This window comes from Alteromonas sp. W364 (assembly GCF_031846205.1).
Taxonomy (GTDB): Bacteria; Pseudomonadota; Gammaproteobacteria; order Enterobacterales; family Alteromonadaceae; genus Glaciecola; species Glaciecola blandensis.
The window spans coordinates 390,726-411,198 of record NZ_JAVRID010000003.1 but is presented as its reverse complement, the minus strand read 5'-3'; the positions used below and the strand labels follow the sequence as shown (position 1 = coordinate 411,198).

The 20,473-nt window shown below is 42.7% G+C and carries 15 protein-coding genes; 5 read left to right on the top strand and 10 right to left on the bottom strand.

Going from position 1 to position 20,473, the window contains the following annotated elements; translation table 11 throughout:
* Window position 1: 1 nt before the first annotated feature.
* The 5 genes from RM556_RS07175 to RM556_RS07155 form a co-directional block, all read right to left on the bottom strand.
* Window positions 2–616 carry a sigma-70 family RNA polymerase sigma factor gene (locus tag RM556_RS07175; RefSeq protein ID WP_311360743.1) on the bottom strand — a complete coding sequence of 205 codons (615 nt, stop codon included), beginning with the start codon at window positions 614–616 and terminating at the stop codon, window positions 2–4.
* Window positions 617–2,476 (bottom strand): VWA domain-containing protein, encoded by a 1,860-nt coding sequence (locus RM556_RS07170; RefSeq protein ID WP_311374271.1) that lies wholly within the window; start codon window positions 2,474–2,476, stop codon window positions 617–619.
* A gap of 184 nt (window positions 2,477–2,660) precedes the next feature.
* On the bottom strand, window positions 2,661–3,878 hold the full coding sequence (locus tag RM556_RS07165) for a response regulator (protein ID WP_311374270.1): 1,218 nt from the start codon (window positions 3,876–3,878) through the stop codon (window positions 2,661–2,663).
* Window positions 3,862–6,438, bottom strand: a complete 2,577-nt coding sequence (locus RM556_RS07160; protein WP_311374269.1) for an ATP-binding protein — start codon at window positions 6,436–6,438, stop codon at window positions 3,862–3,864. Before RM556_RS07160 ends, RM556_RS07165 begins: the two co-directional genes overlap by 17 nt.
* Before the next feature lie 108 nt (window positions 6,439–6,546).
* On the bottom strand, window positions 6,547–7,176 hold the full coding sequence (locus RM556_RS07155; protein ID WP_311374268.1) for a hypothetical protein: 630 nt from the start codon (window positions 7,174–7,176) through the stop codon (window positions 6,547–6,549).
* 224 nt (window positions 7,177–7,400) lie between these two features.
* Here RM556_RS07155 and purT point away from each other — a divergent pair, with 224 nt between their 5' ends.
* Window positions 7,401–8,582 carry a formate-dependent phosphoribosylglycinamide formyltransferase gene (gene purT / locus RM556_RS07150; RefSeq protein WP_409220062.1) on the top strand — a complete coding sequence of 394 codons (1,182 nt, stop codon included), beginning with the start codon at window positions 7,401–7,403 and terminating at the stop codon, window positions 8,580–8,582.
* Window positions 8,583–8,725: 143 nt separating this feature from the next.
* On the opposite strand, the gene RM556_RS07145 is transcribed toward purT, so the two are convergent.
* Complete coding sequence (locus tag RM556_RS07145; RefSeq protein WP_311374267.1) at window positions 8,726–10,129, bottom strand: YdgA family protein; 1,404 nt, start codon at window positions 10,127–10,129, stop codon at window positions 8,726–8,728.
* A 209-nt stretch (window positions 10,130–10,338) separates the two neighbouring features.
* Complete coding sequence (locus tag RM556_RS07140) at window positions 10,339–12,117, bottom strand: DUF885 domain-containing protein (protein ID WP_311360749.1); 1,779 nt, start codon at window positions 12,115–12,117, stop codon at window positions 10,339–10,341.
* Window positions 12,118–12,488: 371 nt separating this feature from the next.
* Between RM556_RS07140 and RM556_RS07135 the strand changes: the two genes are divergently transcribed.
* Complete coding sequence (locus RM556_RS07135) at window positions 12,489–13,532, top strand: alpha/beta hydrolase (protein WP_311360750.1); 1,044 nt, start codon at window positions 12,489–12,491, stop codon at window positions 13,530–13,532.
* 13 nt (window positions 13,533–13,545) lie between these two features.
* Here the strand turns inward: RM556_RS07135 and RM556_RS07130 are convergent, their stop codons facing one another.
* Entirely contained in the window at window positions 13,546–14,694 is a 1,149-nt protein-coding gene (locus RM556_RS07130; protein WP_311374266.1) for an MBL fold metallo-hydrolase, read from the bottom strand.
* Complete coding sequence (locus tag RM556_RS07125; protein WP_311360752.1) at window positions 14,691–15,284, bottom strand: TetR/AcrR family transcriptional regulator; 594 nt, start codon at window positions 15,282–15,284, stop codon at window positions 14,691–14,693. Before RM556_RS07125 ends, RM556_RS07130 begins: the two co-directional genes overlap by 4 nt.
* A 359-nt stretch (window positions 15,285–15,643) precedes the next feature.
* Here RM556_RS07125 and RM556_RS07120 point away from each other — a divergent pair, with 359 nt between their 5' ends.
* From RM556_RS07120 to RM556_RS07110, 3 genes are all read left to right on the top strand, one after another.
* On the top strand, window positions 15,644–17,290 hold the full coding sequence (locus tag RM556_RS07120) for a M28 family metallopeptidase (protein ID WP_311361333.1): 1,647 nt from the start codon (window positions 15,644–15,646) through the stop codon (window positions 17,288–17,290).
* A gap of 169 nt (window positions 17,291–17,459) precedes the next feature.
* Window positions 17,460–18,542, top strand: a complete 1,083-nt coding sequence (locus RM556_RS07115) for a CDP-glycerol glycerophosphotransferase family protein (protein WP_311374265.1) — start codon at window positions 17,460–17,462, stop codon at window positions 18,540–18,542.
* Between the two features lie 131 nt (window positions 18,543–18,673).
* Entirely contained in the window at window positions 18,674–19,879 is a 1,206-nt protein-coding gene (locus RM556_RS07110) for a capsular biosynthesis protein (RefSeq protein ID WP_311374264.1), read from the top strand.
* On the opposite strand, the gene slmA is transcribed toward RM556_RS07110, so the two are convergent.
* Window positions 19,868–20,461 carry a nucleoid occlusion factor SlmA gene (gene slmA / locus RM556_RS07105; RefSeq protein ID WP_311360755.1) on the bottom strand — a complete coding sequence of 198 codons (594 nt, stop codon included), beginning with the start codon at window positions 20,459–20,461 and terminating at the stop codon, window positions 19,868–19,870. The genes RM556_RS07110 and slmA overlap by 12 nt on opposite strands.
* Window positions 20,462–20,473 lie beyond the last annotated feature (12 nt).

The following is a 20,473-nucleotide window of genomic DNA, read 5'->3' as shown; positions in this document are numbered from 1 at the left end:
CTTATGGTTTAAGCCTAATATCGCGCTGGTTTAAGCAAGAACGTAAATTCTTGTATGCTGTTTTTAAGCGACTTTTAGCAGCCTCTAGTCCTACATCAAGAATTTGAGCAATATCATTGAGTGATAAGCCAGATTCTTCTCTGAGTAAAAACGAGTCTAATTGATGCTTTGGCAATTTCTCTAAACAATGTGTGATTGCTTCAGCTTGAATAGCTCGTTCATGCGCTTGTTGAGGAGTGTCATTTTGAACCGAAGTACTATTGGGTGGATCATTTCTATCTTGAGCATCTTGAGACGAATCCTCAATTTCAACTTGATCGTGGTCAGCCATCACAGTACTGACCACTTTTAAATGTCGATGTTGATCGATGACTTTGTTGCGTGCGATGCGGTATAGCCACGTCGTAAACTTAGCACTCTGTTGGTAGTTTGAAGCGCTATCAATGACCGCACTCCACACTTCTTGAAATAGCTCTTCAGCCAAATTCTGTTGTTTTAATTGGCGCAACAAGTAGCGATACACACCGCCCTTGTTACGCTTATATAAAGTCTCGAAGGCTGCAAAATCACCATTTGCATAACGCTTCATCAACAATTCATCTGAGAGTTCGTCCACTCACTTCCTCATTTGGCTAAGTCGTTCACTATCCGCACTAACGACATCTCGGGCACTTAGTTGCTCTGCATTTCGCACTAACTGAATGAACTCACTACGGTAGCCAAACTCATCTTTGCCTTTTGTCTGCAAGGCAGTTTGGGTAATCCACTGATAGTCGATGTTCGCTGCGTATTTACTGTTCTTTAAGCGCTGAGCAAAGCTCGCGACTGCGCTTGCAAACTTAAAATCATTACTTTGCTGGGCGAATGTTTTTATATCCCGCTTTTTCACTATCGTATCAATTAATTGGCTAGTATCAGAATCAGTTGGTTTATATCGTAGCTTAACATATGCTAATTCGTCGGCGGTGTTATCTGATTCAGTCGCTTTTTTCAGACTTGACTCCGAGCTGGTATAGCGGCGTTCATCGTTGAATTTATTTTTGCTATCGCTCAAGGTAATTTCGTACAGCGCCGTCACTTTATGGCCAGCGCCAATATCACCCGCATCCACTTTATCATTATTAAAATCTTCGTTAGCAAGTTGGCGGTTTTCATAACCAATCAGACGATATTCCGCCACATTGTCTGGGTTGAATTCAACCTGAATTTTGACATCTTTCGCGATTATCTGCATGGTCGATTGTAGCTCGTCAACTAGGACTTTGCGTGCTTCGTTAATTGTATCAATATAAGCATAATTACCATTTCCGGCGTCTGCCAACCGCTCCATTAAATGGTCGTTATAGTTACCTTGGCCAAAACCAAGGGTGGTTAGGGCAATGCCTTTTTGCTTCTTCTGTTTGATTAGGTTCAAGAGTGCATCGTGGTTAACAGTGCCAACATTAAAGTCGCCATCAGTTGCCAGGATAACTCTATTCACCCCCCCTTTAATAAAGGCTTTCTCTGCTAATTGATAGGCTTGTTCTATGCCTGCTGCACCGTTGGTTGAACCGCCAGCACTGAGTTTATCCAGTGCTTGTTGAATCGCTAGCTTGTTATTGCCATCAGTTGGCTCGAGCACCACGCCTGATGCGCCGGCGTAGACAACAATAGACACTTTATCTTTACTGTTAAGTTGATTGGTCAACATGGTGAGAGAGCGCTTTAACAGTGGTAACTTGTTTGTTTGGTTCATTGAGCCAGAAACATCAAGTAGAAATACTAAGTTGCTGCCTTTCGATTCACTCAGTTCGGCTTGATAGCCCTTTAGCGCAATTCTGAGAATGTGGCGCTCGCTATCCCATGGCGCTTCAGAAACTGCTGTGTTAACACTAAACGGCGTATCGATTGTCTGAGGAGCCTCATATTGATAGTCGAAATAGTTGATGAACTCTTCAATTCTTACCGCGTCAGCCGGTGGCAAATAGCCCTGATTTAACATGCGTCTCGTGTTCGTATAGCTGCCAGTATCAACGTCGATAGAAAAGGTTGAGACTGGCTCCAATGCACTTATCTTCACCTCGTTAATTTCGGGCGACTCATACTTCTCACCATTGCTTGGTGTTGCCTGCCATTGCACATCTTTATCAAACTCTGGTGGCATTGGGCGAGAAACCATTTTCATGAACGCTTGTTCTTGCTGCGGTGCGGAGCGCATGATCGAAGCGATATCTCGGGTTCTGTTTGCCTCAGCTCTTAATGCCTTTTGTTTTTGTTCATGTGCGCGCGCTGTTTGTTCAGCTTTAGCCGCTTGTTCTTTTTCCTGAATTTGCTGAGTAGACTTGTCTTCAGGTGCTGCACAAGCGCTCAAAAATACGATTGCTGCGCTGGTAGCCGCTACCAGAACGCTTCGTTTAAAGCGCACAGGATAAGGTCTTGTTTGATTAATGCTAGCTAGATTCTTCTGTGTATTTAGCAGTCGGTGTTGTTTAGTCATGATAGTCATCCTTTGGTTAGCTTAATTCACAATCCACCCCTTTATTTGTTTACAGTGAGGTATGGATTTTATGTGCTTCTTATTGCTTACCAACGGATGAGTTTTACAAAAGGGTTTTTTATTTTTCGGTGGGGCGAAGATAAACCTATAGTGTGCTTTTGGGCTTATGGTCCTGCCAAGGCGCTCATTGTAAATGAGGCAGGTGTTTCTCGAAAATGGCTTGTATGGTTTTCTTAGTCAGCGGTTTAACAACATAACCTTTAGCACCATTTTTTAGTGCTTCAGCCACTATTTGCTTTCTCTTGCTACCGGTCAGCATAATAATAGGAGTGTCATAATTTAAATGACCCTCCGTTTTTGTTTGCGACATTATATAAATGCCGTTTGTATCCGGTAAACTGATGTCCATTAAAATTAAATCATATTTTACGCTGCTGAGGCTTGCTAAAGCCCGTCTTCCAGATACGGCAAGCTCGGTTTTTGTGTTTAATGAACTTAGCAGCCTCACGGTTAATTTTTGACTGATCAAATCATCTTCAACTAACAAAATTCGTATTGCCGACTGCTTGGTGTTGGGGTCATCTTGCGCATTGATATCTTGCTGATAAAGGCGATTAAATACTGGCGTGGGTTCATCTGACTTTGCAGTGTCTGTTTCATCTTCAGCGTTTCCTGAGGCGCCAAAAGTGATGGTTTTTTCAAGCAATGAAATGGCCTTTGCTTGCAATTCCAGTAGTTTTGGGCGAATTTCATTTGAACGTATTTGTTTGAGGGTTTCTTGTAGTTTATTCAGATCAAGGTCGACCGCTTGATGTTGTTGGATTTTTTTATCAGCTTGGTTCAAACAAGTCTCAATATCTTCAATTGAGCTTTTGAATGACAATTCAATTTGATTTTTATCTTCTAGTAACCGAGACATAAGAGCAGCGAATTCTTCACTTACATTGTTCGTTAGTCTTTTACTGAGCTGTTCTTCACGCATGGACGGTAGCGATACGCCTAACTCCAACAATAAGTGCTCGATAATGAGGACGATTCTATTCGCTTCATACAGAGGTCTGGCAATCAAATAGTCGTCAATTGCATTGCATCGATGTGCTTCAAAGGCATCAATTTCTGATTTAAGTGGTATGAGAGAAACCACCTTGTGTTCACAAACGGTGTAGTCTTTTACTGCGTCCAATGACCGATAGTAATTGAGCATGCTTTCTTCGAGATTATCACCCGTCATCAAGAAAACAGTGGGCGTGTTTTTGGTCGTGAGATGACGACATAACTCTTTTAAACTGCGACATGCTTCACAGTTTTCGAAGTACTGCTTAATTTTTTCAAACATGACCTTATCATTTTCCATGTCGGTCACATACAGCACTATTTTGTAGTCTTTAATCGTCGATTTCATTGCGGATCCAATTTTTGATGTCAATTAAAGAGTCGTCGAGTTGTTTTTTCACCTGCATAAACAACTGACCTATTTCCTCGGCATTGCCGGTTTTGCACAAGTCTTCTAGTTTTTCGCAACTCAAAAACATGGGATGATTTCCCGCAACTTTCGCGCTGCTTTTCATACTGTGTGCAGTTTTACCAGCTTGAGAAAACTTACCTGAGCTAATCTCGTACTCCAATTGAATAACAGATTGCTCAATGTTGTCCATATACATTTTTAGGAAATCAGCGATCTCCCCAACATCAGATTCGTCCAGTATTTCATGGATGACTGATATATCAAAAACACTCTTTGTGTCCCATGCAAAGTCAAGCTCTTCAAAAGAGGCAGTATCGTCGATTTCAAGGCTAGTTGTGGTCTCTATTGCTTTATCTTCGCCGTTTTCTGGACTTACCAAACCTATCAGTGCGTGCAGCTTTGTCACGGAAATTGGTTTCATGATGATTTTATCGGCACCCGCCTTGTTGCATTCATACTCGCAGTCTTCAGTTTTATCTGCAGTAAGAACAAACATCTTATTGGGTGGTAATCCATAGCTTGATTCATAGGATCTCAGTGTAGAGATGAGCTCTGCACCAGACATGCCTGGCATTTGATAGTCAGTGATAACCACATCAAACTCATGCTTTTGCCAGCACTCAAGAGCTGAGTGTCCATCGTGGGCAAAGTGTGCGTTTAAGCCTAAGGCTTTTGCTTGTTCTTTAATGACAAATAAATTGTTTGGGTTATCTTCCACAAACAGTATCGAGGTGTGTGTATGCTCAAAAAGAGTACTTGTATCGACAGTTTTAGTAGACGAGTTATCTTGGCTCGTTCCACTTTGTAAGCAATGTACGATTTGGGTAAGTAGCAATGGACTTCTATTTACAATGGCGGAACTTGAGCCACCCAAAGAGTAGGGGTTTGATCCCAAATGGAAAAGACTGTTTTGCGGCTCGCCATGGTGGATTTCTTTGTTCGTTATAATTACCTTGTTTGCGCTACTGATATCTTCAATATTTTCAATAAATACGAATTCGCTATCAAAATAAGGCTGATATTTTTGCAGTGAGTCATAGAATTTAGCGTCGTTAGTTAACAGTGTTTTCGAGCAATCCAAGGTTTTTTGTAAACTCTGCTTAAAGGGCTCATCGTCTGTATGAAGTGGCAGCGTGACAGAAAACTGTGTTCCTCTTCCTAACTCACTATCCACTTCAATTTTGCCCTCCATTAAGTCACAAATTTGTTTACAAATACTTAAACCCAAGCCACTTCCACCGAAGGTGCGGTGTATGTCAGTTGATGCTTGTGAGAAGCTTTCGAAGATGGTTTCTTGTTTGTCACCTGCAATGCCGATCCCATTATCTGTAACGCTTAACAAGAATGATGATTCTGAATTTTTTTCTATGCTAATTGAAACGTGACCATGTTCGTTTGGTGAGAACTTAATTGCATTGCTGATCAGGTTGTTGAGAATTTGCGAAATTCGAATGTCATCTACTTCAATATGGGTAGGTAATTCAGGGTCAATAAATAAAGATAAGTGAATCCCCTTGTGTTCGCACAATGCAATCTGATCAAGCGCTATTTGCTCAAACAGAGGGCGCACCTCACACCGAACCTTAGACAAGCTGACTTTTTCAGCATCGAACTTAGTGAAGTCGAGTACGTCGTTCACTAAGCGAAGTAGATGGTCAGCACTGCTTGATAGTCTTGATATGTATTCGTGTTTTGCGAATTGAGGCTCTAATGCACAAAGATCTAAAATCCCGATCATCGCATTCAGCGGTGTTTTCACTTCATGACTCATTGCTGCCATAAAGCTGCTCTTAGCCTTACTTAGGCTGAGGGATTCCGTATAAGCAAGTTCAAGCTGTTCATGTAAAAACATAATCGAAGATTCATCGATAAACATACAAATCCGTTCACCAGCTTCAGATACGGTATCTCGGTATTCAATATATCGACTATCTGTATTCTTAAACGAAAAGTTAATCGCTTGTTTTTGTTTCAATTTTCGTTTGAGTAACCTGCCGAATGCTTTTGCTCGCTTTGGGTTCTCTGACAGCACTTGTTCCGCTATGAGCGTAAACAAATTTCCGATTCTTTGACCTTCTACGGTTGGCCTTTCTAAATAGGAAAATAGTTGGAACAGAGTATCATTGCAAAAATCAATATAGCCAAACTCATCAACTATTAAGACAGCTTCACTCATTCGATGAAGGGCCTTCACCATCGCGTTATAGCGCTTTCCTTGCTCAACTGGCGCTGAACTACTCAAAGACACTAGGTATGTTTGCTTTTGTGTTTCTATCGCCCGAAAAGACGTGTTCGCAATCGGGCTTGCGCCCTCATGGATAGCGTTTTGTAAAGAATCTCTCACAGTATTGATGAGCTCTGAGAGCTTGACATCACCCAGGTTTAAGCCGAGTAGGTGAGTGTTGATGTGGCACAGTTTGTCTGGGCCCAATAGCAGTGCTGGACCAGGTAAGGATTCACAAAAACTGATTGCTTGCTCACTAAAATGATTTGGCAATATTCACTTCTTTGTCAGTGCTCAATATTCTAATATGGGCAACACGTGATATACATTAACTTATACAAGATGATGGGTTTCTGCAACTTCCTGACTTGATTGAACTTGTCACTCTACTATCACTACTTTTCCAGAGAAGGCTTGAACACTGATGGCTTGTTGTGTGACAAAGCGCTCAATATCGTTACCAGACGCACTAACGGAGTCACTTTGCCAAACGGCTACTTTTGTTGATGCCATGAAACCAAATGGCAGTGGCATTTCCTGTGTATTAAAGGAGAAATTCAATGCGATATATGCTCGCGCGCTACCATTTTGTCTCGAATATGCAAATACGCCTTCAGCGTTGTCGGCGTAATATACTTCCAACCCTCCGTTTTCTAATACAGGCATGGTCTCGAGTAAATGCTCTAAAGAAGCAATGTATATAGCCTCGTCAGCGGCTTGCTTTGGATCATAAGGGCTCACTTGTTGAGATATACGATGTAACTCTTTCTTCCCGTAGGTGGTCGCGAGCTGAAACAAAAGTAACTTATACCGATTGTACTGGCGTTCTCTTTTCGCGTTATTTTCCGACAGCGCGGGCGTCAATACTTCGGAGTTCTTATATGCTTTAGCACCTAGCCATGCTTGACTATTCTCATTGACTAAACTTTGTAATTGTTCGGCAATACTTTGCACATCAATGGTCTCGCTATCGCTGATGATAGTGCTAGTCATAAAACTCGACCAAGCCATTCTATATTCTTCTTTAGGTACTTTTGAGCTCGTATTATTGCCCTGAATACTTGGGCTGCATGCACTGAGTGATAAGCTAAGTATCAGTAGGTAAGTTTTTATAATGAAACTGTGCGGCATATTTTGATCGAGTTTAATCAGGTGTAGTATTAAGTTTTGATACGCAACAAACTCTCAATTAGGCTCATAGTGCTGAGCGCCCAAATTAATTAAAAAGGATCGTCATGACAAATATTGGTACCCCATTTTCTTCAACAGCAACGAAGGTCATGCTATGTGGCGGCGGTGAGTTGGGTAAAGAAGTGGTGATTGAATTAAAGCGTTTAGGTTGTGAAGTGATTGTGTTGGATCGTTATGAAAATGCCCCAGGTATGCAGGTGGCCGATCGCAGCTATTGTATTTCAATGCTCGATGGTGACGCGCTACGCAAGATTGCCTTAGAGGAAAAACCAGACTTTATTGTTCCCGAAATTGAAGCCATTGCCACACAAACCTTACTCGATTTAGAGGATGAAGGCTTTCATGTGGTTCCGTCGGCTAAAGCGGCGCACTTAACTATGAATCGTGAAGGGATCCGCCGTTTGGTTGCTGAGGACTTAGGCCTGCCAACTTCTCAATATGCTTTTGCAGATAACTATGACGACTTTGTATCAGCGGCTGATAGCATTGGCTTTCCATGTATTATTAAACCCATCATGAGTTCGTCAGGAAAAGGACAATCTTTTGTTAAAGACCAATCTGAACTTGCACAAGCTTGGAAATATGCACAAGAGGGTGGTAGGGCAGGTAAAGGAAAAGTCATCATTGAATCGGTTGTTAATTTTGATTATGAAATTACCTTGCTGACCATTTGTCATCAAGGTGGTACATCCTTTTGCGAGCCTATCGGACATCGCCAAGAAGAGGGTGATTATCGTGAATCATGGCAGCCACAACAGATGAGTGATGCAGCTTTGGCATTATCAAAAGAGATTGCGAGTAAAGTGACTCAAGCGCTGGGTGGAAAAGGATTGTTTGGTGTTGAATTATTTATCAAAGGTGATGATGTTTTCTTTAGTGAAGTATCGCCAAGACCTCATGACACTGGCATGGTCACGCTTATTTCTCAAGACTTATCTGAATTTGCTTTGCACGCCAGAGCATTCTTAGGATTGCCAATCCCGAACATTCATTTCCATGGACCGTCGGCGTCAACAGCGTTATTGGTAGAAGGAAATTCGACACAAGTGAGCTTCGGAAACTTAATTGAAGCTCTCAGTGTAGCCAATACCGACCTTAAATTATTTGGTAAACCAGAAGTTGCTGGGCGTAGGCGAATGGGGGTCGGATTGGCGCGAGCTGAGAGTGTTGAAGCCGCGATCCGTTTATCAACACAAGTAGCGGATGCAGTAAAAATTACGCTCTAAAAAGCAATGCTAAAACCAAGGTCCTAAACAAAGGCCGAAAACCAAACGCTAAAAAAGCCCAGCAGGTGAAAGCACATGCTGGGCTGAGATTTTCTACTGACTATCCGCTAACAACAATGCTGTTTAGCTATATGACGTGTCACTTAGAAAGGTAGAGGCATTGGGTTACCATTTAACATTGCCTGACCATCTTTCATGGTGAAAGTCATTTCATGCATACCTTCAGGCGTCACTGTAATCATACCTTGTTGAGTAAACATACCAATCATGCCTTCAACTTGTTGGGCAGCTATCGCGCTGATTTCTTCTTCTGTCATACCGGCAGTATTGGGGTCAGACATCATTTGAGCGCTTACAGCTTGCTCACCAATCCACAAAGCCATTGCTTTATCCATGCTTATTTTAGAATCCACGACTAACTTCGACATCCAAAAACTCGTGTCGGTTATTAATGCCGGCATTGCATCGACACCTTCGAGCTTAGTATGAATCTTACCCGTAAAGTTGCCGTCATTGATTTGACCAGACAGTTCAGCAATATTTATCTCAGGGTTTGCTTGTAGTTGAGGAAGTAGCTTTGTTTCCATCACTTCTGGCAACAACTCAGGGTCCATACTCGCTTCTTGATAAGCTTGGAAGAATGTTTTCTCTAGGTTGTTAAACTCTGTCTTAAGGAGTACATTCTTGGCGTCTACGCCAACTACGCTGAGCTCATCCATTGCATAATTTAAATCCATATCCATCAACGTGCCCGCGTCATTTACTTTAGTCACCGCATCAATGACGAAGTTTCGCATCGACATGTTGGCTTCTTCTAATGGTGAAGAAACAGCGAGCTCTCCCATTACGAACTTCGCATTAGAGTTATAGAGAACGTTCTCCATAGCCGCAGCGAAAGAACCTTCGAGCGAGGACTCCATCGTTATCGTGGATATCGTAACTTCTGTATCAGCGTCTGGTGCAGCGAACTTGAATGAGTCCATAGCACCGTCATAAATAGTGTTCGAGCTGGACACAGAAAATTCACCCTTCCAGCCACTGAACTCTAGTGAGCCACCATCAATTGTACCTTCTGCTTGCGTAAACGAAGGGATGGTGTCAGTACCATTGAATGAACCCGTAAAACCAACATTACCTGCGATAGTGTAAAAACTCTGATCGCCAGCATATTGCAAACTATCGCGGAATGTATCTAGATCCGTTTCTGCTTTTACTGCGGTTAACCCTAAGCTGAAGCCGTTGAGAAGAAGCACTGGACCGTGTTGGGCATTTACATTTAACGTGAAGGTAAGATCTTGAAACATTTCCATTTGTTCAGCAGGCAACGCTTCATCTTCAAACATTGCTGGATCGAGACCAAACTCTATGACTGAAGAGCTAGTGAACCAATTTTGGGTGCGCTCGTTAATCGTCGCCGTATAACCTGGCATGTCATTTACGCTGGTAACAAACTCATCGAGTTGGGTGTTATAGCTTGAACCGGCTAGTTTAGGGCCAATTAGGCCAATCGCAGCGATAAGTGCTACAGGAATAATCACTTTTTTCATTTTACTTCCTTGTGAGGAATGTCGACTTCGAAACGGAAATTATCCGTTTCACGTTTTGTGTATCATCATGATCACACTCGTCACTAAGTTTATCCTAGGGAGTGTTGAGGTGCGACCGTTTTTGAATCGAAAATAACAATATATAGATCAGCCCTTTTAGCAAGAGCTTGATCTATATCGTAAATTTCAAGGTTTGTGATGTTTGCTGTTTAGCGATTATCTTCAATAAATTGGTCGATGTTTTGTTCTAAAACGAACAAGGGCACAGAGCCATGTGCTAATACCGCATCATGGAAATCGCGAACATCAAATTTTTCGCCTAAGGCTAATTCTGTTTTCTTTCGCAATTCTTTAATTTTTATCTCACCAATTTTATACGAGAGAGCTTGTCCGGGCCACGAGATATAGCGGTCAATCTCTGTGCGTACATTATGCTCGGATAATGCCGTATTCTCCATCATATAACTGAGTGCCTTGTCTCGACTCCAGCCAAACATATGCATGCCAGTATCAACAACTAAACGACAGGCGCGCCACATTTCATAGCTCAAACGACCAAAGTTATCGTATGGATCCTCATAAATACCAACTTCTAAGCCAAGGTATTCTGAATACAAGCCCCAACCCTCACCAAAAGCTGATATATAGGTTGAACGGCGTACATCAGGTAGTTCGTCCATTTCTGCCGCTAAAGAAATTTGCAGGTGATGACCGGGTACTGCTTCATGTAAGGTTAAGGCAGGTAATGCATACAATGGACGCTTGTCTAGGGCATAAGTATTTACCCAATAATAACCTGGACGGTCATCTGAACTGGGTGATATGTATCGGCCAGTTGTATATTTGGGCGCTATGCTGTCTGGTACAGCTTCAACGCCATATGGCGTGCGTGGTAATTTTTTAAAAAGTTTCGGTAGTTGAGCATCCATTTGTTTGGCGATATACGACGCCGTGATGATCAGATCTTCTGGTGTTTGCGCATAAAAACGCGGATCAGTACGAAGAAACTCAATAAATTCATTAATATCGCCATCGAATTCCAGAGCGTCGACTATTTCTTGCATTTCAGCTCTGATACGAGCGACTTCTGCTAGGCCAATCTCATGTATTTCTTTGGCTGTGAGGTCGGTGGTAGTGAAGTGCTTGATTCTGTTCTGGTAGAAAGCTTCGCCATTCGGCCATGTTTTGACTGAAATATCACGCTTGGCTTCAGGGATATATTCGTCACTTAAAAAGTGATAAAAATCAACGTAAGCTTGATTGACCTTTTCAATTTCTGCCTTCGCTTCACTCATATCTCTATCGGTTTTTAAGCTGTCGGGCATATTCGCAAAAGGAGAGAAGAAAAGGCTATCTTCTGGTGTTTCAGCAATGAATGCAGAAACCGATTCTTCGAAGCCTTTCAAGACAGCTTTGGGTTGCACTTGGCCTACTCGCATACCTTCTTTCATATAAGCGATTTGTTGAGCAAAGTAATCTGGTATTTCAGAGAGCAACATCATGTAGCTGTTGAGTTGCTCATCGGTTTTGATTTTTGTATTGCTAGCACTATTGCCTATTGCACTATGAAAACCATATTCAGCGGTAATTGGAACGAGATATTCTTTAAATGTGTAAGAGTCGATATAGTTTTGAAGTCGATACTTCTGCATTAATAAGGAGATGTTTTCTGAATGGCTTAGTTCTTCGCTATTTATTTCATTCAGCATGCTCATAAAGGCTTTGTATTGAGCTGCTTGCTCAGCAAGCCCTGATTCACTGATATCCTCTAACGCCCTTTGGGTTTTTTGCCCTCGCGACTTTGCCAAATAAGGTGAAACAGACATTTCATATGCCCAAATTTCATCTAATAAAGATTGTAAAGTATAGGATGCGACCGGTTTGACTTGTGCCATCGGTGCCGTGGTGCTAGTTGGAGAAGTGGGCTGGGTTGAACCACAGGCCGCCAGTGATAACGCCACTGCAACAGAACAAAAAACCTTTTTCATATCTTACCTCGTTTATCAATCAGGCTCTCAGGTTACTCGAAAGCTCGATTAAAGTTAACCAAAAGTTAAATATGTCTCGTCATCCGTCATTCCTGCAATCATCCGTCATTGCTGCAATTATCTGTCATTCCTGCAATTATCTGTCATTCCTGCGGAGGCAGGAATCTAGGTCCCCGCCTTCGCGGGGATGACGAAAGCGCGGGGATGACGACAGCGCGGGGATGACGACAGCGCGGGGATGACGACAGCGCGGGGATGACGACAGCGCAGGGATGACGACAGCGCAGGGAAGACGAGAGTGCGGGGATGACAAGCAAGCGTGTGGCTGATATAAAACAAGTCATGAAGTACCACACAATGGCAAAATAGCGATGAGTAAAATGGAAAATGACCCAAGAATAGATCCAAGGATTAAAGCCGCTTTTGGAAAAATGCGTCTTACGGGGTCTAACGATATAGAGAGTCGCGAGGCCGCTCTTGAAGCTGCTCAGTCAGAACGAGCGATAATGACTCGCCAAATGATGAAAGGCTTCCTAGATAATTGCAACGATGAAACCATTGCACCTAGCACGGGTCTGAATATTAGTACTCATTCTTTCACATCAAGCCCAGATGGTAATCAGGTCAATATTCAATTCATTCGACCCGACAATCAACATAACTTACCGTGTATTTATTACATACATGGTGGCGGTATGGCGACGATGTCCTGCTACGATGGCAATTACACTGCATGGGGCAAAATGATTGCTGCACAAGGCGTAGCGGTTGCAATGGTAGATTTTAGAAATGCACTGTTGCCTTCATCATCACCCGAGGTTGCGCCGTTTCCTGCGGGATTGAATGATTGCGTATCGGGACTTCAGTGGTTATCTGAAAATAGCGATACCTTTAACATCGATGTGGATAATATTGTGGTATCGGGCGACAGTGGTGGCGGGAACCTAGCTATCGCCACGGCTCTGACTTTAAAAAGCAATAAGCAATTATCGCTTATTTCTGGCGTTTACGCATTGTGCCCTTACATTGCAGGGAAGTGGCCCTTGCCAGAAAATCCATCATCGGCAGAAAATAACGGTATTTTGCTCGATCTACACAACAATATAAGTGCGATGATTTATGGCATCGAGGCATTCGAAGCACAAAACCCTTTAGCTTGGCCAGGTTTCGCGACTGAAGAAGATCTAAAAGGCTTTGTGCCAACGATGATTAGCGTTAATGAGTGTGATCCTTTGCGAGACGAGGGAGTGAATTTCTATCGCTTGTTATTGCGTGCAGGTGTTCAAGCCAGTTGTAGACAAGTGATGGGTACCACTCATGCAGTTGAAATGTTCCCCATTGCCTGTCCTGACATTAGTCGTGAAACTGCTAGCAGTATGGCAAATTTTTGTGCTGAAGTAGCCAAAGGCCGATAGGTTCACGAACGGCTTATGGTTCAAAACGCATTGTTTCGCCGATAGCCATCGTGGTGAATTTCGATTCATCTAGTGATTGTGTTTCTTGGGCATGTTTGAGCGCTTTGACTGGGTCACCCGGTTCTTCCGCGGTGAGTGGAAAGGTACCCCAGTGCATCCCAATTGCTTTGCTAGCTTTTACATCCGCCTGTATTTTCAATGCTTCGTCTGGATTCACGTGGTATTTCTGCATGAACCATCGAGGTAAGTAGGCACCTATGGGAATGAGCGCCAAGTCGATAGGATCGGTACGTTCGCCAATCTCTTTGAATTGAACGCTGTTATAGCCAGTATCTCCGGCAAACCAAATGTGAAACCCATCAATATTTATTGACCAGCTTGCCCAAAGCGTTTGCAATCTGTCACTTAGCCCCCGCGCTGACCAATGTTGGCTTGGTAGTGCCTGTATATCGGCCGAAGCAAAGGCGTTTTGCGCAATGCTCTTATCCCACCAATCTAGCTCAGTTATATTATTAGCGATTACGCCCTCTTGTTCTAAGTGGGCTTTCAAACCTAGAGGCACAAAAAAGCGAGTAGGTGAGACCTGTTGTAAGCTTCTTTCGGCTAAGGTGCTCAAGGTACTGTTGTCTAGGTGGTCGTAGTGATTATGGCTAATAATGACAATGTCGATATTAGGTAAGTCTGCGTAGTCCATTGCATGTGGTATATAGCGTTTTGGTCCAGCAAACGAGAGTGGAGATGCCCGATTACTAAAAATAGGATCGGTGAGTAAGGTGAGACCTTTATGTTGAATCAAGAACATAGAGTGCCCTAGCCATGTTATTAACGGCACATCTGTCTCGGCTTGCAGATCACTTTTCGCTTGAATTCTAGCAATATCTACTTGTTGCTGAGGCACTTGGTCAGCCAAAGCGGGGTGGTCTGCCCATACTTCATCGCCCAGTAAACGCATTTCCAGAAAATCAAAAAAGCTCTTATCGGTATCAACAACGTATAAGTTCTTAAAACCATCGGGCGTATGATGCTCTTTGCCCTTGCGCTGTTGGAAGCTGTCAGTACCAGCACACGATGCTAAAAATACAATAAAAATCAGACCAATGAGTCGATGTGACCACGTGAGCTGATACTTTGCCGAAGTATGGCTCTTTGTCATATTTCTCATGTGTCGGCTTCTTGGTTTAGTGCAACGCTAGACAAAACCTGACGCATGGCAATGAGCACATCGTCTTCGCCATCTTGCAAAATACTCGATACCGCAAAGCCTTGAGTAAAACAGGTAAGCTGTAAGGCAATTGCTTCAATATTCACATCTGGGCGAATTTGTTGATGTTTCTGTGCTCGCTCTAAACAAGCAATAAAGCATAATTGCAATGAATCATAATAATGACGCGCGATAGTTTGCACCTGCTCGTCACTTCGGCCTAGTTCGCTAATACAGTCAACTAATAAGCAACCCTGTTCGGATATAAGTGAATAATAAGCTCGGAAGTAGTCATCTATTGCAACCGTACCGGTCTCTCTGCGTGCAACTAAGCTTTCTTGGCATCGCGATAATTGCGTGTCGACGTAGTGCTGTAAGACCGCGTGTAGGAAACCGCGTTTACTCTTAAACTCTAGATAAAACGCTCTTCGATTAAATTGCGTTCGAGCGATGATTTCTTCCATCGAAGCGCTAGCAAAACCTTGCTCTGTGAAGATTTCAACTGCGTACGAAAGAATGTCGTTGATGTTGTACTGGGCTTGCTTTGGCATAGGCAACCTTCCTATTCACAACCTGTTTTTTGCGCATGCAGGTGGCGATTTAAGCCAATACAATAGCGCTAAACATAAAAGAACATCTGTTCTTAATGCTATAGGTATAACAGCCTTTTAGGAAAATGCCAAGAGTTTGAATTTCTCCTCCTTAGATTACAAACACCTATTAAACGAGCTTTCAGAAGCAACCTTAGGAAAATGTTACACAATATTTCAGAAGGCATTACATCGTAATATTGGGCCTGAATTTATGATATAAACACGGCGTGAAAAATGAAAAGCAAAAATCGAAAACCAAATTCGAAAACAACACTGACACCAAAAGAGACAATAGTATGAAACGCTTTACGCAACTAATGCTGAAATCGACGATTGCAGCAAGCGCCAGTTTACTGGTTCTAGGCTGCTCCATGACAGCCCAACAACACTCGATGAGTAGCATGGTAGATGTGACTCCTAATATTGAGAACATTAAGTCACATATGGGCTTTTTGGCAGACGATTTATTAGAGGGAAGAGAAACCGGTTCCCAAGGTCATGAGATTGCTTCTTTGTATATTGCTGGCGAATTTGCCAAGTACGGTTTAAAGCCTGCTGGAGACAACGGTACTTATATTCAACGCATTAATTTCCGTAAAGGTTTGCTGGTGCAAGATTCACCTAGCTTTAATGTAGAATCTAAAGGTGAAAGCTTTGCGCTAACGTATCCTGATGACTTTTTGAGTGGACCTAACTTAGTGTCTGAAGATGCTAGCGTTACTGCTCCCATTATTTTCGTGGGATACGGTATTGTTGCACCAAATCTAAACCATGACGATTACGCCGGTTTAGACGTTGAAGGCAAGATTGTACTAGCTTTATCGGGTAAGCCAGCTTCGTTTCCATCGGAAGAAGGCTCGCATGCTGCTTCAGGTACGCAAAAATCAAAGTATGCTGCAGAGCGTGGCGCAGTTGGCTACATGACAGTCACAACACCAAGCAGCGAAAAAAGACGTCCTTACAAGAATTTATTGAATTACCTATATTCTCCTAGAATGCGCTGGGTGCAAGAAGATGGTAACCCTTCAAACGTGCAGCCTGGCTTAGTGGGTAGTGCTTATCTCAGCCCGCCAGCGGCTGAAAAACTGTTTGCACTTGGGTCAACTCCTATTGCAGATGTCTTCGCGCAATTAGAAAAAGAAGAATCTCCAGTGGGGTTCGATATTCCAGCAACGGTTACCCTGAGTCGCAAAACGACCCATGAGAACCTAACTAGCCCGAATGTCGTCGGTATCTTGGAAGGCAGCGATCCCGTTTTGAAAAATGAGTATGTTGTATTTTCTGCTCACTCTGATCATATCGGTATTTCTAAATCAGTAAAGAAAGACAAAATCAATAATGGCGCAATGGACAACGCTACTGGTACATCTGTCTTAATGGAAACGGCAAGAATGTTCAGTGAGTTACCTGTGGCACCGAAACGCTCAATCATCTTCATCGCTGTCACAGGAGAAGAAAAAGGTTTGTTGGGTGCAGATTATTACGCGCGCAATCCAACGGTACCAAAGGGGAGTATGATCGCCAACGTGAACCTAGATATGCCAATTCTCACTTATGAATTTGCAGATGTGATTGCCTTTGGTGCAAATCATTCTTCTATGAAAGCATCGGTAGAGTTAGCTGCGAAAAACGCTGGATTAACATTGAGTGAAGACCCGTGGCCAGAGCAGAACTTATTTACCCGCTCTGATCACTATAGCTTCGTAAAACAGGGCATCCCAGCGGTATTCTTAGTACCTGGTTTACAATCAAAAGATCCAGAAATAGATGGCAGCAAAGTATTCAGTACTTTCTTATCTACCAACTATCACAAACCGGGTGATGATATGAGCCAACCTTTTGTATGGGAAGCGGCGAAAACCTTCACAAACGTCAACTTCCAAATTGGCCTGACTTTAGCTAACCAAGCTGAAAAGCCGACTTGGAACGAGGGCGATTTCTTCGGCGAGACCTTCGCGAAGTAAATTCAAAAACAAGTACCACCTAGGATTTTCTTAGGTGGTACCATCTTATTCTAACGGATGCCTTGACGAGCTGTCGCTTATCGCGTTTGAAAGAGCCTGTTGTCATCAAACTGTCATAAATAGTTCATGTACGGTATTATATTGTTTTGACATATAAACTTGCTGGATTATGAAATCAGTCATCTTCGACGTGTTGCACTTGTACTACTTACCTCAGTTTTTACCTGTGGCACATTGCCTTAAAAAAGCGGGATGCGAGGTATCGTTTTTACTCCATGAAGAACCTGAAATCTCCCCGATTACAAAAAAAGCCTTAGATGAAGAGGGCTTTACTTACGCAATGGTAAACGATGGGCAGGAAGCGAAAGCTTTCTATGCTAACAAGCAGCCTAGCTGGATTGTGTTTGGCAATGCACCGGATGATGCTTTCACGCAATTACAAGAGCAGGGGATCAAGTTAGCCTACATGCAACATGGCATTGGTCCAAAAGCTTGCTATTACGTCACTAGTCAATTCCCGTTTGATGTTCGTTTCGTTGAAGGCGACACCCGAAAACAGCGATTAGAAGAAATGTTTCCAAATCGTCGCTTTGAAGATGTGGGTTACGCTAAGCTCGATCCTTTATTTAGCGAAGATAAAGCATTGCAATCAGAGTTAACTCTGCAGTCTATCGGTTTAGATCCGACCAAGCCTACTGTGCTGTACGCTCCCACATTTTTTCCATCCAGCATTGAGTGTTTCCCGAAAGATTGGCCGGCAGAAATGTCCGAATACAATTTTATTATCAAGCCCCACTTTTTTAGTTTCACCAAAGCAAAGTATGCAAAACAGCGCGCCTTGCTAAATGCGTGGTCTACTTATGACAATGTGTATATTGGTCCTGTAGATTGCTATTCTCTGCTCCCGTTTATGGATCTCGCTGACCTTATGTTGTCAGAAGCTTCCTCAACAGTATTTGAGTTTGCCGCACTCGATAAGCCAGTCGTCTGGTGTGACTTTTATAAAGTGAGATGGAGCTACCGAGGTCTGTTTAAGTTCAGAATGGGTCAACGTATGGACCAAGACTTAGCGTTATTTCATGACTTATGTGAGCAAGCAAAGAGCCCCAAAGAAGTGAAAGACAAAGTCGCTTACTGTTTAGCAAATCCCAGTGCTAAGTCAGCCTATAGAAAGAAAATTACTTTGGAAATGGCCGGTAAAACTGACGGGAAATGCAGTGACCGTATTACCGATTTTATCCTTGCGAACTAGTCAAAAACAGATTCTTGTTAATATTTGATATTGTCACAAAAGTGACATTCCTCGTTAATTTAAGCATCATCTTATTTTCATAAACTCTTGGGCTAGTGTGCGCCAAATGCGCGCAAGAGTCGGAGTGATGGATGTTAGATGTATTGTTTATAATAAAGCGAAATAGTCATGGTAAGTACTTTGCAAAGCTCTCTAAAGGCGTACGTCTTAAAACAGAAGTGAATTACTTAGGCATGCCAACCTTAGGCGCGTTATTTGGCTTGCTCCCTGCGATGAAAGCTGATCTTAATGACATTGTTGAGAAGCAAGTTGAAAAGAAATCAGTGCAGTCTCCATGGCTTTTTTCATATCGACTTTTTCGCAATCTCCACTATGTCGTGACTTACTTTTTGCAAGTTTTACGATTCGCTAAATACCATGAAATTTTCAAGCAAAAACAGCCAGCAGCTATCGCTGTTTGGAATGGCCATAAACTACCAGCCGAGACATTAGTTTACCTTGCAAAAAGTCTTAATATTAAGGTTTGGTATTTTGAGAATGGATTACTGCCTCGTACAACGACGCTCGATTGCAATGGAGTAAACGGTACTAGTTCAATCCCAAAGGATCCTCGGTTCTATTTAAATCGTGACGGGTCTTTAGCATCTTCAACGATATCGTCTCACTCATTAGTGCAGCGTAAACCGCATAAACAACGAGCAACACAAACTGAAACGAGCCTCCCTGACAATTTCATTTTCATACCCTTTCAAGTGCCAAACGATTCTCAAATTATCAGTAATTCTTCATGGATTAAAAGCATGGAGCAGTTTTATGAAGAAGTTGTGAGTGCCTTTGATGCCTATCTGAATGATGCTTTTTACCTTGTATTCAAAGAGCACCCATCGTGGCCCAAGCATTATGAGCAGTTGTATGACAAGCACCCAAACACCCTTTTTGCCAATGGAAACAACACGCAGGAGTTAATTCAGAAAGCGAAAGCGGTTGTCACCATTAATTCGACCGTTGGTCTGGAGGCATTGTTGCTTGGCAGAAAGGTTATCACCTTAGGCAGCGCTTGTTACAACGTACCGGGCTTAGTTATTCACTGCCCAAACTCAGATGTATTACGTAAAAGAATAGCTGTTCTTGATGAGTGGGAGATGAATGAAAGCCTACGTTCGCGGTTTCTGGCTTTTCTTCAAACTGAGTATTGTATTCCAGAGCAATGGGTAGATGCGGGAACGGCCAACATTCATGCAGTTGAAAGGCGCATGAATGGACAAGATGGTTTTTTAAAAGAATTTGAAGAAGTGAGTGTCGATAACACTCACCACAAAAATTGGCTAGTTAGCTAAGTAATGGTCTTTAAAGGCTAACCAATACTCACCAAACTGTTGCGTTGGTGGACGCTCAAACTTCGTTCTCACGAACTGATTGATTTTACCGTCAACAAAACAGATAAGAATATTGGCTAACACAGCTTCGTCTACACTCAGTGTTTTGCCTTCACGCAACTTGCGCTCTCTTAGTATTTGCTTCAATTGTACTTCTAAGCGTTCGAACAATTTAGCAATGCGGTCTCGCAGGCGCTCTTGTTCGCCAAGTAATGCATCGCCGTTTAATATTCTAGTGATACCTGGGTTTTTCTCGGCAAAGCCTAAAATTAAATGCATGATCAATTGGCATCGCGTTGCGGCTTCTTTCTCTTCTTCCATAATCTTATTGATACGGGAAAAAAGTGTTTCTTCAATGAACTCGATCAAGCCTTCAAACATACGTGCTTTACTAGGAAAGTGACGGTATAAGGCGGCTTCAGAAACACCTACTTGCTCAGCAAGCTTTGCAGTTGTGATTCGTTGACCATGATTGTGTTCTAGCATTCCTGCAAGTGCTTGCAGTATTTGTGCGCGGCGGTTGGGTCTTTTTGTCGCGGGCATGAGAGTACCTAT

Excerpts from the sequence above, each read along its gene's own strand:
- RM556_RS07110 (WP_311374264.1), top strand. The coding sequence starts at position 18,674 with ATGTTAGATGTATTGTTTATAATAAAGCGAAATAGTCATGGTAAGTAC.
- RM556_RS07165 (WP_311374270.1), bottom strand. The coding sequence starts at position 3,878 with ATGAAATCGACGATTAAAGACTACAAAATAGTGCTGTATGTGACCGAC.
- RM556_RS07120 (WP_311361333.1), top strand. The coding sequence starts at position 15,644 with ATGCTGAAATCGACGATTGCAGCAAGCGCCAGTTTACTGGTTCTAGGC.
- RM556_RS07135 (WP_311360750.1), top strand. The coding sequence starts at position 12,489 with ATGAGTAAAATGGAAAATGACCCAAGAATAGATCCAAGGATTAAAGCC.
- RM556_RS07140 (WP_311360749.1), bottom strand. The coding sequence starts at position 12,117 with ATGAAAAAGGTTTTTTGTTCTGTTGCAGTGGCGTTATCACTGGCGGCC.
- RM556_RS07125 (WP_311360752.1), bottom strand. The coding sequence starts at position 15,284 with ATGCCAAAGCAAGCCCAGTACAACATCAACGACATTCTTTCGTACGCA.
- RM556_RS07170 (WP_311374271.1), bottom strand. The coding sequence starts at position 2,476 with ATGACTAAACAACACCGACTGCTAAATACACAGAAGAATCTAGCTAGC.
- RM556_RS07145 (WP_311374267.1), bottom strand. The coding sequence starts at position 10,129 with ATGAAAAAAGTGATTATTCCTGTAGCACTTATCGCTGCGATTGGCCTA.
- slmA (WP_311360755.1), bottom strand. The coding sequence starts at position 20,461 with ATGCCCGCGACAAAAAGACCCAACCGCCGCGCACAAATACTGCAAGCA.
- RM556_RS07155 (WP_311374268.1), bottom strand. The coding sequence starts at position 7,176 with ATGGCTTGGTCGAGTTTTATGACTAGCACTATCATCAGCGATAGCGAG.
- RM556_RS07115 (WP_311374265.1), top strand. The coding sequence starts at position 17,460 with ATGAAATCAGTCATCTTCGACGTGTTGCACTTGTACTACTTACCTCAG.
- purT (WP_409220062.1), top strand. The coding sequence starts at position 7,401 with ATGACAAATATTGGTACCCCATTTTCTTCAACAGCAACGAAGGTCATG.
- RM556_RS07130 (WP_311374266.1), bottom strand. The coding sequence starts at position 14,694 with ATGAGAAATATGACAAAGAGCCATACTTCGGCAAAGTATCAGCTCACG.